Consider the following 14990-nt stretch of genomic DNA (forward strand, 5'->3'; position numbering starts at 1 on the left):
GCGAACCCTCGGTCTAGGCTGCAGCCCGTGCCAGAAAGTCCTGGTACGCACGCGAGATGCCTTCCTCCAGGCCGATGCGCGGCTGCCACCCCATGGCGTTGAGCTGGCTCGAGTCCATCAGCTTGCGCGGCGTGCCGTCCGGCTTGCTGCGGTCGTAGACGATGCGACCTGTGAAACCCACTGCCCGCATGACCAGTCCGGCCAGCGTGGCGATGCTGACATCGGCACCGGCGCCCACGTTGATCAAGGGTCCATCGAAGCCGCGTTCCATCAAGAACACGCAGGCATCGGCCAGGTCGTCCACGTAGAGGAACTCGCGCAGCGGCGCGCCCGTGCCCCAGACCACGTACTCCGCATCGCCGCGCAGCTTGGCCTCGTGGGCCTTGCGGATCAGCGCCGGCAGCACATGGCTGTTGGCCAGGTCGTAGTTGTCGTTGGGGCCATACAGGTTGGTCGGCATGGCGCTGGTGTACTGGCGCCCGTACTGGGCGTTGTAGGCCTCGCACATCTTGATGCCGGCAATCTTGGCGATGGCATAGGGTTCGTTGGTCGGCTCCAGCAAGCCCGTCAGCAGGTGGTCTTCCCGGATCGGCTGCGGTGCCAGCTTGGGATAGATGCAGCTGGAGCCCAGGAACATCAGCCGCTGCACCCCGGCCAGGTGGGCCCCGTGGATCAGGTTGTTCTGGATGCAGAGGTTCTGGTAGAGGAACTCGGCGCGGTAGGTGTTGTTGGCCTGGATGCCGCCCACCTTCGCGGCAGCGATGAACAGATAGTCGGGCCGGTGTTCCGCGAGGTAGGCGTGCACGGCGGACTGGTCCTGCAGATCCAGCTCGGCACGCGCCGGCGCCAGTACCCGGCTGTAGCCGCCGGTCTGCAGGCGGCGCACGATGGCCGAGCCCACCATGCCCCTGGCGCCGGCCACCAGGATGGTGGCGTCGCGGGCCATCGGAGCAGTGCGCGCGCTCATTCGTGGTGGTCGTAAGCCGTGAAGCCGGCGAGGCGCACCAGCGCATCGCGCTTGGCAGAGGTGTAGTCCGCCTGGACCATCTCTGCCACGAGTTCCTTCAGCGTGGTCCTGGGGGTCCACCCAAGTTTCTGCCGGGCCTTGGTCGGATCGCCGAGCAGCGTGTCGACCTCGGTCGGCCGGAAGTAGCGCGGATCGACCTTCACGACCACATCGCCCGCCTTGCACTTGGCCTGCTTGCCCTGCACGGCAGCCACGATGCCGCGTTCGTCCACGCCCGAACCCTCCCAGCGCAGGGAGATGCCGAGTTCGCCAGCTGCGAATTCCACAAACTGGCGCACGCTGTACTGCACGCCGGTGGCGATGACGAAGTCTTCCGGCTGCTCCTGCTGCAGCATGAGCCACTGCATCTCGACATAGTCGCGCGCGTGGCCCCAGTCGCGCAGCGAATCCAGGTTGCCCAGGTACAGGCAGTCCTGCAGCCCCAGCGCGATGCGCGCCGTGGCGCGCGTGATCTTGCGCGTGACGAAGGTCTCCCCGCGCAGCGGGCTCTCGTGGTTGAACAGGATGCCGTTGCAGGCGTACATGCCGTAGGCCTCGCGGTAGTTCACCGTGATCCAGAAGGCGTACATCTTGGCCACGGCGTAGGGGCTGCGCGGGTAGAAGGGGGTGGTCTCCTTCTGCGGCGTCTCCTGCACCAGGCCGTACAGCTCGCTCGTGGAGGCCTGGTAGAAGCGCGTCTTCTTCTCCAGCCCCAGGATGCGGATGGCTTCGAGCAGCCGCAACGTGCCGATGCCGTCGGCGTTGGCGGTGTATTCAGGCATCTCGAAGCTCACGGCCACGTGGCTCATGGCGGCCAGGTTGTAGATCTCGTCGGGCTGCACCTGCTGGATGATGCGGATCAGGTTGGTGCTGTCCGTGAGGTCGCCGTAGTGCAGCACCATGTCGCGGTGCTCCACGTGCGGGTCCTGGTACAGGTGGTCGATCCGGTCGGTGTTGAACAGCGAGGCGCGCCGCTTGATGCCGTGCACTTCGTAGCCCTTGTGCAACAGGAATTCGGCGAGGTAGGCGCCGTCCTGGCCAGTGATGCCGGTGATCAGGGCGACTTTTTTCATGGGTGTCGTCAAGGAAGTCCGCGGGATTGGAGCAAAGCAGCGGGCGGGCCGCCGCGCGTGGACGGAAGTATCGCAGTGCAGGCCGACGCGCTGGAACGCGCAGTTACACTGCGCCCTGTTTCACCGATCCGTCATATTTTTGACACATCCCCCAGGACCTGCGCATGCTGTTCGGCAAGCTGATGCCACGCGATGGCAACTTTTTCGAGATGTTCAACCAGCATGCCGACCGCATCGTGGAGGCTGCGCGCGCCTTTTCGCAGCTGGTGGCCAACTACCACGATGCGCATCTGCGTGAGCAATACAACCGCGACGTGGACAACGCCGAACGCGCCGCCGACCGCGTCACGCAGGAGGTCAACCGCACGCTGCACAAGACCTTCATCACGCCGATCGACCGCGAGCAGATCCACTCGTTGATCAATTGCATGGACGACGTGGCCGACCTGCTGCAGGACGCCGCCGAGACCATGGCGCTGTACGACGTGCGCAGCATGACGGACGAGATCCGCCGCCTGACCGAGCTGTGCGTGAAGTGCTGCGAGCGCGTGCACGATGCCGTCAAGCTGCTGTCCAACATCGCCGAGCCGGCCACGGCCGAAGCGGCGCTGAAGACCTGCGAAGAGATCGACAAGCTCGAATCCGACGCCGACCGCGTCATGCGCGCCGCGCTCAGCAAGCTGTTCCGCGAGGAGCCCGACGTGCGCGAGCTGATCAAGCTCAAGGCCATCTACGAGCTGCTGGAGACGGTCACCGACAAGTGCGAGGACGTGGCCAACCTCATCGAGGGCATCGTCCTCGAGAACTCCTGATCCGGGCGGCGCGCGATGGCTTCTGTGCAGGTGGCCCTGTGGGTGGTGGTGCTGCTGGTCACCCTGGCCCTGGTGTTCGACTTCATGAACGGCTTCCACGACGCGGCGAACTCCATCGCCACCGTGGTGTCCACCGGCGTGCTCAAGCCGGGCCAGGCCGTGGTGTTCGCGGCCTTCTTCAACTTCGTCGCCATCTTCGTGTTCCACCTGAGCGTGGCGGCCACGGTGGGCAAGGGCATCGCCGAGCCGGGCGTGGTGGACGTGCACGTGGTGTTCGGCGCGCTGATCGGCGCCATCTCGTGGAACCTCATCACCTGGTACTACGGCATTCCGAGCAGCTCCTCGCATGCCTTGATCGGCGGCATCGTGGGCGCCGTGATGGCCAAGACCGGAACCTCCGGGCTGGTGGGCAGCGGCATCGCCAAGACGGTGGCATTCATCTTCGTGTCGCCTGTGCTGGGCTATGTGCTGGGCTCGCTCATGCTGGTGATCGTGGCCTGGATCTTCCGGCGCGCCACGCCCTCGCGCGTGGACCGCTGGTTTCGCCGGCTGCAGCTGGTGTCTGCCGGCGCCTACAGCCTGGGACACGGCGGCAACGATGCGCAGAAGACCATCGGCATCATCTGGCTGCTCCTGATCGCCACGGGCTACGCCTCGGCCAATGACGCCGCGCCGCCGACCTGGACCATCATCAGCTGCTACGTGGCCATTGCCGCCGGCACCATGTTTGGCGGCTGGCGCATCGTCAAGACCATGGGCCAGAAGATCACCAAGCTCAAGCCCGTGGGCGGCTTCTGCGCGGAGACGGGCGGGGCGCTGACGCTGTTCATGGCCACGGTGATGGGCATTCCGGTGTCGACCACGCACACCATCACGGGCGCCATCGTCGGCGTGGGCTCCACACGGCGCGCCAGCGCAGTGCGCTGGGGCGTGGCGGGCAACATCGTCTGGGCCTGGATCTTCACGATCCCGGCCAGCGCCTTCGTGGCGGCGATCGGCTACTGGGTCAGCTTCCGGGTGTTCTGACCCCTTGCGGCCTCCATCCGGTCCTCATTGCGAGATCTTGCGGGCCTCTTCGATCTGGTACTCGAAGTAGCGCTGGAAGCTGAAGGCTAGGCTGGCCATCAGGACGGCCGTGCCCAGCAGCAACGCGGCGGCGATGCCGATCACGGTGAACCAGTTGGTGCTGCCGGCCGGCGCTTCAGGCGCCGATGCTGCATTGAAGGCGGCGTTCCACTTTCCGGGGGAACGCAGGCCGTAGACGATGGCAGTCAGCGCACTGGCCGCGATCGACACGCCCAGCAGCGGAATCAGCACCCAGCTCAGGTGGTCGTCCTGGCCGAGTTGCTGCACGCGCTCGATGCCGTACAGGCCCAGCGCCGTGGGCAGCGGGTAGAGCCAGCCCCACAGGTCGCCCAGGCCGCGCAAGTAGAAACGGTGCAGGCCGAGCGGGCCGCCCAGCAAGGCCAGCCAGGTGGCAAGGGTCTTGTTCTTCTGCATCGTCTTCAGGCCGGTGGCTGGCTGTCGCCAGGGCCCAGGGCCTTTTCCATGAGCACGATGTCGAGCCAGCGCTCGAACTTCCAGCCGCACGAGCGGATCACGCCGACGTGCGCGAAGCCGAGCGCGCGGTGCACGCCGACGGAGCCGGCGTTGGCAGAGTCGCCGATCACGGCAATCAGCTTGCGCACGCCGCGCGCCTGCGCCTCTTCGGCCAGGGCGGTCAGCAATTGGCGGCCCACGCCGCGGCCTGCCGCTTCGGGTGCCAGGTAGATCGAGTCCTCTGCCGAGAAGCGGTAGGCCGGGCGCGGCTTGAACCAGTTGCAATAGGCAAAGCCCAGCACGCGGCCGTCTTCCTCGGCCACGAGATAGGGCAGTCCCTTGGCCAGCACGTCGGCACGGCGCGCTGCCATGTCCTCTGCCGATGGCGGATCGATCTCGAAAGTGCCGGTGCCATGCAGCACGTGGTGGGTGTAGATCGCGGCGATGGCCGCGACGTCGGTGTCGGTGCTGGGGCGGATGCTTGGCATGTGAAAAGGAAAAGCAGCAGGTGCAGGCTATAATCGCGGGCTTTTCAGCGTGTCGCTGGCCGGGTGGCCTCAAGCGCGTGTCTCAGCGCTGAAACAGAGAAACGAATCTGGCCTTACCGGTGCTATCTAGCTGGCAGGCCGACCCCTTGAGGATAAATCATGGTTGTCATCCGGCTTTCCCGCGGCGGTGCTAAGGCCCGTCCCTTTTTCAACATCGTCGTTGCCGACAAGCGCGTTCGCCGTGACGGCCGCTTCATCGAGCGCATCGGTTTCTACAACCCGACCGCCAAGGCCAACGAAGAGAGCATCCGCATCGCCCAGGACCGCCTGAGCTACTGGCGCAGCGTCGGCGCCCAGGCTTCGCCCACGGTCGAGCGCCTGGTGGCCCAGGCCGCCGCCGCACCGGCTGCTGCGCCCGCAGCGGCTGCCTGAGTTGGCAGGCCTGCCGATGCTGCAGGCACTCGATCCGGCGCCCCTGCCGGACGATGCGGTCGAAGTGGCCCGCATCGCCGGTGCCTGGGGTGTCAAGGGTTGGCTCAAGCTCCAACCCCATAGCGCCCAGCCCGAGGCGCTTTTTTCTTCCAAACGCTGGTATCTGCAGGCGTCCGACCGCGGCCCCAAGGCCTTCGATGGAACGCTGCTGCTGCGTGTGCGCGAGGCACGCGAGCATTCCGGCGGTGTCGTCGCGCAGGTGCAGGACATCGAGGACAAGGATGCGGCCGATGCGCTCAAGGGCGCACGCATCTTCGTGTCGCGTTCCAGCTTCCCAAGTGCCGCGACGGACGAGTACTACTGGGTCGACCTGATCGGCCTCGACGTGGTCAACCGCGAGGGCGTGGCCCTGGGTCAGGTGCGCGAGTTGCTGTCCACCGGGCCGCAGACCGTGCTGGTCATGGAGCAGCCGGGCGCCGAGGGCGGCAAGTCCGTCGAGCGCATGGTTCCCTTTGTCTCGGCCTACGTCGACAAGGTCGATCTGCCCGGCCGCTGCATCACGGTGGACTGGCAGCCAGACTACTGAACGAAGGGCTGGTCAGGCCGTGCGCTTCGACGTCGTCACGCTGTTTCCCGAACTGTTCGCACCGTTCCTGGCCAGCGGCGTCACGCGGCGCGCGTTCGCCTCGGGCCAGGTCGACGTGCGCTTGTGGAATCCGCGCGACCAGGCCGAGGGCAACTACAAGCGTGTGGACGACAAGGCCTTCGGCGGCGGTCCGGGCATGGTCATGCTGGCCGAGCCGCTCGCACGCTGTCTTGATGCGATCCTGGCCGAGCGCGGTGCCGGCACGCCCGTCGTGCTGTTCGCGCCGGTGGGCGCGCCGCTCAACCATGCGGCCGTGGCCAACTGGGCCGAAGGCGAGGGCGCCGTGCTGCTCTGCGGCCGCTACGAAGGCATCGACCAGCGCCTGGTCGACCGCTATGTGACGCACAGCATCAGCCTGGGCGACTTCGTGCTGTCGGGTGGCGAGATCGCCGCGCTGGCGCTCCTGGACGCGGTGGCGCGGCTGCAGCCCGGCGTGCTCAACGATGCCGAGAGCCACCAGTTCGACAGCTTCCATCCGGCCCTGGACGGGTTGCTGGACTGCCCGCACTACACCCGGCCCGAGCAATGGCGCGGCGCGCCGGTGCCCGAGGTGCTGTTGTCGGGCCACCATGGCCGTATCGCGCGTTGGCGCCGTGACGTGCAGCTGCGCCTGACTGCAGAGCGCCGGCCCGATCTGCTGGCCGCCGCGCGTGCGGCCGGGCGCTTGACTGCCGCGGACGAGGCAGCGCTGGCGCAAAAGGCAACTGGCGGGCTATAATCGCCGGCTTTTCGGATCCTCTGTCCGCTGCCTTTCGCAATGTCGCGTCTGGCCCCGTCCCGGCAACCGGCCTTTTTGCCCTGCTGCGCGACACCCGAGCGTGAGCACGATCCAGTGGAAGAACCATGAACCTCATCCAGATCCTCGAGCAGGAAGAAATCGCCCGCCTGGGCAAGACCATCCCCGAATTTGCACCTGGCGACACCGTGATCGTCAGCGTGAACGTGGTCGAAGGCACGCGCAAGCGCGTGCAGGCCTACGAAGGCGTGGTCATCGCCAAGCGCAACCGCGGCCTGAACAGCGGCTTCACCGTGCGCAAGATCTCCAGCGGCGAAGGCGTGGAACGCACGTTCCAGACCTACAGCCCGCTGATCGCCGGCATCGAAGTCAAGCGCCGTGGCGACGTGCGCCGTGCCAAGCTGTACTACCTGCGCGAGCGCAGCGGCAAGTCGGCCCGCATCAAGGAAAAGCTGGTTGCCAAGGCCCCCAAGGTCGCTGCTGCAGCCCAGTAATCCGGCCGGCCTTCCGGTCCGTCGAGCCGCCACCTGCTTTTGCGCGTGGCGGCTTTTTGCTTTCCGGTTCCCGTTTTCTTCCCCTACGAGTGCCTGTGTCCGATCTGCCGCTGACGCCGCTGTCCAAGATCCCGAATTTCGATCCGCGCCATGCGCCTTCGCTGGGAACCGATGCACACCTGCCCGCAGTGCCCCTGGCGCGCCTGACGGCCGAGGCCCTGCGCCAGCGATTCCGCGAGCCGCCGGTGTGGGAGCCCGAGGTGCGGGCCGAGCCGCGCTTCACCGACCGCGCGCCGGCCCGCGCTGCGGTGCTGGTGCCGGTGGTGCAGCGCGAAGCCGGGCCGACGCTGCTGCTGACCGAGCGCTCGCTGCAGCTGGCCAACCATTCAGGGCAGATCGCCTTTCCGGGGGGGCGCATCGATGCCGCCGATGCCGATGCCAACGCCGCTGCGCTGCGTGAGGCCGATGAAGAGGTGGGGCTGGACCCGTCCCATGTCGAGATCATCGGCGCGCTTTCCAACTATGTGACGGGCACGGCCTTCGTCGTGACGCCTGTTGTGGCCCTGGTGCGGCCTGGCTTTGCGTTGACGCTGAACGCCGGCGAGGTGGCCGATGCCTTCGAGGTGCCGCTGGCGTTCCTGATGGACCCGGCCAACCACCACCGCCACATGCTGGAATGGCAAGGGGTGCGGCGCGAGTGGTTCTCGATGCCGTTCCAGGACGGTGCTGCCGAGCGTTTCGTCTGGGGTGCGACGGCTGGCATGCTGCGCAACCTGTACCGCTTCCTGTCGGCCTGAAAGCGCCGTTCCCGTCGCCTATGATGGCCGCCCCATGAGCTTCTTCGCCATCTTCTGTGCGCTGCTGCTCGAGCAGGTGCGGCCGCTGGCCCGTGACAACGCCATCCACGGCTGGTTGCGTGCCTGGGTGCGCTGGAGCAGCGACAACTTCGACGCGGGGAAATCCCTGCACGGCTGGACCAGCTGGGCCCTTGCGGTCCTGCTGCCCACGCTGGTGGCGCTGGCCCTGTACTGGATGCTGGCCCACTGGATCGGCTGGCCCGCGGCTGTGCTGTGGAACGTGGTGGTCCTGTACGGCACGCTGGGCTTTCGACAGTTCAGCCACCACTTCACCGAGATCCGCAACGCGCTCGATGCCGGCGACGAACTGCAGGCGCGTGAGCACCTGGCCGCCTGGCAGCGCGTGGATGCGAGCGAGCTGCCGCGCCGCGAGATCGTCCGCCATGTGATCGAGTATTCGGTGTTGGCCGCGCACCGCCACGTGTTCGGCGTGCTGACCTGGTTCGCGGTGCTGGCGGCGCTCGGCCTGGGGCCGGCCGGCGCCGTGTTCTACCGGCTCGCGGAGTTCGTTTCGCGCTATTGGCGCTACCGCAGCAACCCCCAGGGCCAGCCGGCCAGCGCCGCTTTGCAGCAGGTGGCCGGTGGCGCCTGGACCGTGGTCGACTGGCTGCCGGCGCGCGCCACGGCGCTGGGCTTTGCCATCGTCGGCAGTTTCGAGGATGCCATCGACAGCTGGCGCCACCATGCCCAGCAGTTCCCCAATGACAACGACGGCGTGATCCTGGCGGCCACCTCGGGCGCCGTGAACGTCCGCCTGGGCGGCGAGGCGCTCAAGGCCAAGCCCGCGGCCGGCGCCCTGCAGCCCTTCGAGGCGGGCCTGCAGCCGCCGCAGGACTCGGCGTCCACGCCGGGCCGCGAGCCCGAGCTTGCGCACCTGCGCAGCGTGGTCGGACTGGTCTGGCGCACCGTTGTCCTGGTGCTGGGCCTGCTGGCCCTGCTGACCCTGGCGCGCCTCCTGGGATGAGCTTCACGAGTCCGCACCTGGCCGCGCTGGCGCCCTACACGCCCGGAGAGCAGCCCGCCATCGAAGGCTTGGTCAAGCTCAACACCAACGAGAACCCCTACCCGCCATCGCCACGCGTGCTGGCCGCGATCGAGGGTGCGGCACGTGCAGGCCTGCAGCTCTACCCGGACCCGGAATCCCGCGTGCTGCGTGGCGCGATCGGCCGCCACCATGGCGTGGCAGCCGATCACGTGTTCGTGGGCAATGGCTCGGACGAGGTGCTGGCCTTGGCCTTCGACGCCTTCTTCCTCCATGGCGATCTGCCGCTGCTGTTGCCCGACGTGAGCTACAGCTTCTACCAGTCCGTCTGCCGTTGGCTCGACGTGGCGGTGCGCCGGGTGCCGCTGGACGACGGGCTGCGTGTGGACCTCGCCGCCTTCGAGGCCACGCGCGGCGAGGCCGTCGCTGGCATGGTCATCGCCAATCCGAATGCGCCCACCGGCATCGCGCTGCCGCTCGATGCACTGGAGCGGCTGGCGCAGGTCCATCCGCAGCGCGTGCTGCTGGTCGACGAGGCCTACGTGGATTTCGGTGCCGATTCGGCCACGGCGCTGGTGGCGCGGCACCCGAACGTGCTGGTGGTGCAGACGCTGTCCAAGTCGCGTGCGCTGGCCGGGCTGCGCGTGGGCTGGGCCATCGGTCAGCCGCCGCTCGTGGAAGCGCTCACGCGGGTGAAGAACAGTTTCAACGCCTATCCGCTGGACCGTCTGGCGCAGGCCGGCGCCACCGCGGCCTTCGAAGACCAGGCGTACTTCGCGCGCCAGCGCGATGCTGTGGTGCACTGCCGCGAGGGCTTGTTGCTGCAGATGGAAGACCTCGGCTTTGCGGTGCTGCCCTCGCAGGCCAATTTCGTTTTCGCGCGGCATCCCGCGCACGACGCCGCGCAGCTGGCCGCGGCCCTGCGGGCGCGCAAGGTGCTGGTGCGCCATTTCGCGCAGCCGCGCATCGACCAATACCTGCGCATCAGCGTCGGCACGCCCGCACAGTGCGAGCAGCTGCTGCAGGCCATGGCGGCCTGCCTGCAAGGCTGAGCTTCAGCCTCGCAACGCCTGCGCATGGTGGGCGAAGTGATCGCCCAGGAAACTCGCGATGAAGTAGTAGCTGTGGTCGTAGCCCGGCTGCAGGCGCAGCGTCAGTGGGTGGCCGGCGGCGGTGCAGGCGGCCTGCAGCAGCTCGGGTTGCAACTGGGCTGCCAGGAATTCGTCTGCATCGCCTTGGTCGACCAGCAGCGGCAGCCGTTCGGCCGCACCCTTGACCAGCTCGACTGCGTCCCAGGCTGCCCAGCTGCCGCGGTCCTCGCCGAGGTAGGCCGTGAGCGCCTTCTGGCCCCAGGGCACCTGGGTCGGTGCGACGATGGGCGAGAACGCCGACACGCTCTTGTAGCGGCCAGGATGGCGCAGGGCCGTGACCAGCGCGCCATGGCCGCCCATGGAGTGGCCGGAGATGCCACGTGCGGCGGTCGCCGGGAAGTGCTGTTCGACCAGCGCCGGCAATTCTTCCGCCACGTAGTCCTGCATGCGGTAGTGCGCGGACCAGGGCGCCTGCATGGCGTTGACATAGAAGCCCGCGCCCTGGCCCAGGTCGTAGCCGGGGTCGTTGGCCACCGCGTCGCCGCGCGGGCTGGTGTCCGGCGCGATGACGATCAGGTTGTGGCGCGCGGCATGCTCCTGTGCGCCGGCCTTGTTGATGAAGTTCTGCTCGGTGCAGGTCAGGCCCGAGAGCCAGTACAGCACGGGGCACTTCTCGCCGCCCGGATCGTGCAGGGCGGCCGGCGGAAGGTAGACGCCGAACTTCATCTCGCAGCCGAGCGCGCTGGAGGCGTGTTTCCAGACCTCCTGGCGGCCGCCGAAGCTGGTGTGGCTCTCGACGCGTTCCATCAGTAGTGCACCACCGAGCGGATCGACTTGCCCTCGTGCATGAGGTCGAAGGCTTCGTTGATGTCCGTGAGCGGCATGGTGTGCGTGACGAACGGGGCGAGCTGGATGTCGCCCTTCATCGCGTCCTCGACTATGCCCGGCAGCTGGCTGCGGCCCTTGACGCCGCCGAAGGCCGTGCCCAGCCACTTGCGGCCCGTGACCAGCTGGAACGGCCGCGTGGAGATCTCCTGGCCCGCGCCGGCCACGCCGATGATGACGGACTGGCCCCAGCCGCGGTGCGCGCATTCCAGTGCCGCTCGCATCACATTGGTGTTGCCGATGCACTCGAAGGAATGGTCCACGCCCCAGCCCGTCATCTCGACGATGACCTGCTGGACGGGCTTGTCGAAGTCCTTGGGATTCACGCAGTCGGTGGCGCCGAAGGTCCTGGCCAGGTCGAACTTGGAGGGGTTGGTGTCGATCGCGATGATGCGGCCGGCCTTGGCCTTCTTCGCGCCTTGCACCACCGCCAGGCCGATGCCTCCCAGGCCGAACACGGCCACCGTGTCGCCCTCCTGCACCTTGGCCGTGTTCCAGACGGCGCCCAGGCCGGTGGTCACGCCGCAGCCCAGCAGGCAGACCTGCTCGGGGTTCGCGTCGGGGTTGATCCTGGCCAGCGACACCTCGGCGACCACCGTGTACTCGCTGAAGGTGGAGCAGCCCATGTAGTGGTAGATGGGCTGGCCGTCGTAGGAGAAGCGCGTGGTGCCGTCGGGCATCACGCCCTTGCCCTGCGTGGCGCGCACCGACACGCACAGGTTGGTCTTGCCGCTCTTGCAGAACAGGCATTCGCCGCATTCGGCCGTGTACAGCGGAATGACGTGGTCACCTGGCTTGACGCTGGTGACGCCTTCGCCGACGTCGACCACGATGCCGGCACCCTCGTGGCCCAGCACGGCCGGGAACAGGCCCTCGGGGTCGTCGCCCGACAGCGTGAAGGCGTCGGTGTGGCAGACGCCGGTGTGGGTGATCTTGACCAGGACCTCGCCCTTTTGGGGCGGGGCGACATCGATCTCGACGATCTGCAGCGGTTCTCCGGCCTTGAAGGCGACGGCGGCGCGGGATTTCATGGGTGGTGCTCCTGAAAGGGTTAGCGGAGGTAGGTGCGCACCAGCGCGGTCATGTCCTGAACGCGCTGTGCGTGGCGGTCTGCGTCTTCACCGGGCGCACCGAACTCTTCCCGGATGTGCGATTCCAGCACTTCCGCCATGAGCCCGTTGACGGCGCCGCGGATGGCGGCCAGTTGCTGTAGCACGGGGCCGCAGTCGGCGCCGGCTTCAAGCGCGCGCTCGAGCGCATCGGCCTGGCCGCGGATGCGGCGCACGCGCAGCAAGGCCTTCTTCTTCTCGGCGGGGGAGTGCGGCATGGCGTTACACTATACCCCAGGGGAGTATTGGCGCTAGTAGCGCGGCGGCTGGCTCAGTTCGGCGAACAGGTCGCTGTAGATCGCGTGGCGGCGCGGAGCGATGTCGCCTTCCTCGCCCACGGCGGCCAGCACGGCGCATCCAGGCTCGTGCAGGTGCGTGCAGTTGTAGAAGCGGCACTGGTCCGCATGCGCGGCGATGTCGGGCATCAGCGCGGCGAGCTGGCGCGGCGCGATCTGGTGCAGGCCGAACTCCTGGAAGCCGGGCGAGTCGATCACGGCCGTGCTGCGCGTGGCGTCGGTCCAATACCAGGTGGTGCTGGTGGTGGTGTGCTTGCCCGACTTGAGCGCGTACGAGATCTCCTGTGTCAGCACGGCGGCACCTGGCACCAGCTGGTTGATCAGCGTGCTCTTGCCGGCGCCCGAGGGCCCCAGCACCAGCGTGGCCTTGCCGTGCAGAAGCGGCGCCAGCTCGCCCGCCCCCTCGGTGCGCAGGCTGGCGGTGTGCACCCCGTAGCCCATGGCGCGGTAGGGTGCCAGGCGCTGCCAGGCGCGCGCGAAGGGTTCGGGAAGATCGCGCTTGTTGAGCACGACCAGCGGGGCGATGTGCGCGGCCTCGGCTGCGATCAGCACGCGCGCCAGCTGCTGCTCCGAGGGCTCAGGTTCGGCCGCGATCAGCACCAGAACCTGGTCGATGTTGGCTGCAAAGGACTTGGTGCGGATCTCGTCCTGCCGGTACAGCAGGTTGCGGCGCGGTTCCACGGCCTCGATGCTGCCTTCCTCGCCCTGGCCGGTTGGCGGCGACGACCAGCGCACCCGGTCGCCCACGACGGCCTGGCTTCTCTTGCCGCGCGGATGGCAGATGCGCCTGCTGCCGTCGTCGGCCTCGACCAGGCAGTGGCGGCCATGCGCGGCGACCACGAGGCCGCTGGAGACTGTGTTCAAGCGCCGCCTTGCAGCAGTGCGTCGAAGCGGGCGGCGCAGTCCAGATCGGTCTCGGAGATGCCGTGCACGTCGTGCGTGTTGAGGGCCACCACGCAATGGTCGTAGCGCACCACGAGTTCGGGATGGTGGTCCTGCACATGGGCGATGAAGGCGACCGCGTTCACGAAGGCCATGGTCTCGTGGTAGTTCGCGAAGCGGTAGGTCTTCTCGATCGCGACGTCGGCCCCGTCGCCGCGCAGGGTCCAGCCCTGCAGCTGGGCCAGCCGCGTCACGATGTCGGTGGGTTTGAGCGCGCGGCGCGGTGTGGTGGCCCAGTCCTTTTGGGTCAGCGTGTTCATGCGGTGCTCCTCAGATGGCGGGCTGTAGGCGGGCCAGCCGTTCCGAGGCTGGCGGGTGGGAGTAATAGAACTTCACGAACACCGGGTCCGGTGTCAGCGTGCTGGCGTTGTCTTCGTACAGTTTGAGCAAGGCGCCGGACAGGTCGGCACCGCTGGTCTGGGCCACGGCGAACGCGTCGGCCTGGAATTCGTGGCGGCGTGAAAGCTGGGCCGACAGCGGGGCCACGAAGAAGCTGAACACCGGCATGGCGAGCATGAACAGCAGCAGCGCCAGCGCATCGTTGGGGGCCGGGCGGCCATCGGGCAGCAGGGCCATGAGAGGCTGCACGCCCAGGCCTGTGTAGAACCAGGTCTGGCCCGACAGCCAACCCAGCAGCGCGAAGCCGGCCAGGCTCAGCGCGAACATCGCGACGATGCGCTGCACGATGTGCTTGTGCTTGAAGTGGCCGAGCTCGTGGGCCAGCACGGCGTCGACCTGGCGCGGCGACAGGCGGGCCAGCAGGGTGTCATAGAAAACCACGCACTTGGCGGCGCCGAAACCCGTGAAATAAGCGTTGCCGTGTGCGCTGCGGCGGCTGCCGTCCATCACGTACAAACCCTTGGCGGCGAAGCCGCAGCGTTGCATGAGGGCCGTGACGCTGGCCTTCAGGGTCTCGTCCTCCAGTGGCTTGAACTGGTTGAACAGCGGCGCGATGAAGCTCGGGTAGACCATCAGCAGCACGAGGTTGAAGCCCATCCAGGCGGCCCAGGCCCACAGCCACCACAGTTGGCCGGTCGCACCCATGAGCCACAGGATCAGGGCCGCAATCGGCAAGCCGATCAGCGCGCCGATCGACACCGACTTGAGCAGGTCGGCCAGCCACAGGCCGCCTGTCATCTTGTTGAAGCCGAAGCGTTGCTCGATGCCGAAGGTCTGGTGCAGCGAAAACGGCAACTCGAGCAGGCCGCCGATCAACGCGAACACGGCCAGCAAGGCAAGCTGCTGCGGCATGCCCGGGCCCAGGGCGCGCAGCAGGAGTTCGTTCAGGAGGTTCAGTCCGCCCAGCAAGGTCCAGCCCAGCAGCACGGCCACGCCGAAGGCCATCTCCAGCAGGCCGAAGCGCGACTTCGCGATGGTGTAGTCGGCGGCCTTGCGGTGTGCTGCCGGCGTGATGGTGCCGGCGAATGCAGGGGGTACCGCATCGCGGTGTCGCGCCACATGGCGGATCTGGCGGCTGGCCAGCCAGAACTTGACCAGCAGGCCGAGCACGAGGGCCACGGCGAATGCCGCGGTGAAAAGGTCCGCAGCGGACAGGTCGGGGGGCATAGCCGGGCAGTGTAGGCCATCGGCGAGAATGGCCGA

General features: G+C 67.7%; 19 protein-coding genes. 9 read left to right on the top strand and 10 right to left on the bottom strand.

Translation table 11 applies throughout. The features are described from left to right. Nucleotides 1-13 precede the first annotated feature (13 nt). Both ASF44_RS15015 and gmd read right to left on the bottom strand, forming a co-directional pair. Nucleotides 14-967, bottom strand: coding sequence for a GDP-L-fucose synthase family protein (locus ASF44_RS15015; RefSeq protein ID WP_369820926.1), 954 nt, complete (start codon nucleotides 965-967; stop codon nucleotides 14-16). Next, entirely contained in the window at nucleotides 964-2079 is a 1116-nt protein-coding gene (gene gmd, locus ASF44_RS15020) for a GDP-mannose 4,6-dehydratase (protein ID WP_056900033.1), read from the bottom strand. Before gmd ends, ASF44_RS15015 begins: the two co-directional genes overlap by 4 nt. Before the next feature lie 164 nt (nucleotides 2080-2243). Here gmd and ASF44_RS15025 point away from each other — a divergent pair, with 164 nt between their 5' ends. Continuing rightward, nucleotides 2244-2891, top strand: coding sequence for a DUF47 domain-containing protein (locus tag ASF44_RS15025; protein ID WP_056900034.1), 648 nt, complete (start codon nucleotides 2244-2246; stop codon nucleotides 2889-2891). A gap of 15 nt (nucleotides 2892-2906) precedes the next feature. Continuing rightward, entirely contained in the window at nucleotides 2907-3917 is a 1011-nt protein-coding gene (locus tag ASF44_RS15030) for an inorganic phosphate transporter (RefSeq protein WP_056900035.1), read from the top strand. A 24-nt stretch (nucleotides 3918-3941) separates the two neighbouring features. Here the strand turns inward: ASF44_RS15030 and ASF44_RS15035 are convergent, their stop codons facing one another. Beyond that, a complete protein-coding gene (locus ASF44_RS15035) occupies nucleotides 3942-4391 on the bottom strand; it encodes a hypothetical protein (protein WP_056900036.1) in 450 nt (149 codons plus the stop codon). Between the two features lie 5 nt (nucleotides 4392-4396). Further along, nucleotides 4397-4918, bottom strand: a complete 522-nt coding sequence (locus ASF44_RS15040) for a GNAT family N-acetyltransferase (RefSeq protein WP_056900037.1) — start codon at nucleotides 4916-4918, stop codon at nucleotides 4397-4399. 159 nt (nucleotides 4919-5077) lie between these two features. Here ASF44_RS15040 and rpsP point away from each other — a divergent pair, with 159 nt between their 5' ends. The 7 genes from rpsP (at nucleotide 5078) to hisC (ending at nucleotide 10117) form a co-directional block, all read left to right on the top strand. Beyond that, nucleotides 5078-5350 (top strand): 30S ribosomal protein S16, encoded by a 273-nt coding sequence (gene rpsP, locus ASF44_RS15045; protein WP_056900038.1) that lies wholly within the window; start codon nucleotides 5078-5080, stop codon nucleotides 5348-5350. A gap of 16 nt (nucleotides 5351-5366) precedes the next feature. Then, entirely contained in the window at nucleotides 5367-5936 is a 570-nt protein-coding gene (rimM, locus tag ASF44_RS15050) for a ribosome maturation factor RimM (protein WP_056900299.1), read from the top strand. Between the two features lie 19 nt (nucleotides 5937-5955). Then, nucleotides 5956-6714, top strand: a complete 759-nt coding sequence (gene trmD / locus ASF44_RS15055) for a tRNA (guanosine(37)-N1)-methyltransferase TrmD (protein WP_056900039.1) — start codon at nucleotides 5956-5958, stop codon at nucleotides 6712-6714. A 125-nt stretch (nucleotides 6715-6839) separates the two neighbouring features. Next, the gene (rplS, locus tag ASF44_RS15060) at nucleotides 6840-7226 is read left to right on the top strand and encodes a 50S ribosomal protein L19 (RefSeq protein ID WP_056900040.1); all 387 of its coding nucleotides are present in this window, start codon (nucleotides 6840-6842) and stop codon (nucleotides 7224-7226) included. A 95-nt stretch (nucleotides 7227-7321) separates the two neighbouring features. Beyond that, on the top strand, nucleotides 7322-8023 hold the full coding sequence (locus tag ASF44_RS15065; RefSeq protein ID WP_235579238.1) for a CoA pyrophosphatase: 702 nt from the start codon (nucleotides 7322-7324) through the stop codon (nucleotides 8021-8023). 34 nt (nucleotides 8024-8057) lie between these two features. Then, a complete protein-coding gene (locus ASF44_RS15070; RefSeq protein ID WP_056900041.1) occupies nucleotides 8058-9047 on the top strand; it encodes a CobD/CbiB family protein in 990 nt (329 codons plus the stop codon). Further along, nucleotides 9044-10117 (top strand): histidinol-phosphate transaminase, encoded by a 1074-nt coding sequence (gene hisC, locus ASF44_RS15075; protein ID WP_056900042.1) that lies wholly within the window; start codon nucleotides 9044-9046, stop codon nucleotides 10115-10117. The genes ASF44_RS15070 and hisC overlap by 4 nt, the downstream gene beginning before the upstream one ends. 3 nt (nucleotides 10118-10120) lie before the next feature. Here the strand turns inward: hisC and fghA are convergent, their stop codons facing one another. The 6 genes from fghA to ASF44_RS15105 are packed head-to-tail and all read right to left on the bottom strand — an operon-like array spanning nucleotide 10121 to nucleotide 14954. After that, nucleotides 10121-10963 (bottom strand): S-formylglutathione hydrolase, encoded by an 843-nt coding sequence (gene fghA / locus ASF44_RS15080; protein WP_056900043.1) that lies wholly within the window; start codon nucleotides 10961-10963, stop codon nucleotides 10121-10123. Continuing rightward, nucleotides 10963-12072, bottom strand: a complete 1110-nt coding sequence (locus ASF44_RS15085; RefSeq protein ID WP_056900044.1) for an S-(hydroxymethyl)glutathione dehydrogenase/class III alcohol dehydrogenase — start codon at nucleotides 12070-12072, stop codon at nucleotides 10963-10965. The genes fghA and ASF44_RS15085 overlap by 1 nt, the downstream gene beginning before the upstream one ends. 20 nt (nucleotides 12073-12092) lie before the next feature. Beyond that, nucleotides 12093-12368 carry a formaldehyde-responsive transcriptional repressor FrmR gene (frmR, locus tag ASF44_RS15090; protein ID WP_056900045.1) on the bottom strand — a complete coding sequence of 92 codons (276 nt, stop codon included), beginning with the start codon at nucleotides 12366-12368 and terminating at the stop codon, nucleotides 12093-12095. 33 nt (nucleotides 12369-12401) lie between these two features. After that, nucleotides 12402-13349, bottom strand: coding sequence for a ribosome small subunit-dependent GTPase A (gene rsgA / locus ASF44_RS15095; protein WP_200930613.1), 948 nt, complete (start codon nucleotides 13347-13349; stop codon nucleotides 12402-12404). Further along, entirely contained in the window at nucleotides 13307-13648 is a 342-nt protein-coding gene (locus ASF44_RS15100) for a 4a-hydroxytetrahydrobiopterin dehydratase (RefSeq protein WP_056900047.1), read from the bottom strand. Before ASF44_RS15100 ends, rsgA begins: the two co-directional genes overlap by 43 nt. A 10-nt stretch (nucleotides 13649-13658) precedes the next feature. Next, a complete protein-coding gene (locus ASF44_RS15105) occupies nucleotides 13659-14954 on the bottom strand; it encodes a M48 family metallopeptidase (RefSeq protein ID WP_200930606.1) in 1296 nt (431 codons plus the stop codon). Nucleotides 14955-14990: the final 36 nt, after the last annotated feature.

The organism is Pseudorhodoferax sp. Leaf274, from assembly GCF_001422445.1.
GTDB lineage: Bacteria > Pseudomonadota > Gammaproteobacteria > Burkholderiales > Burkholderiaceae_C > Pseudorhodoferax.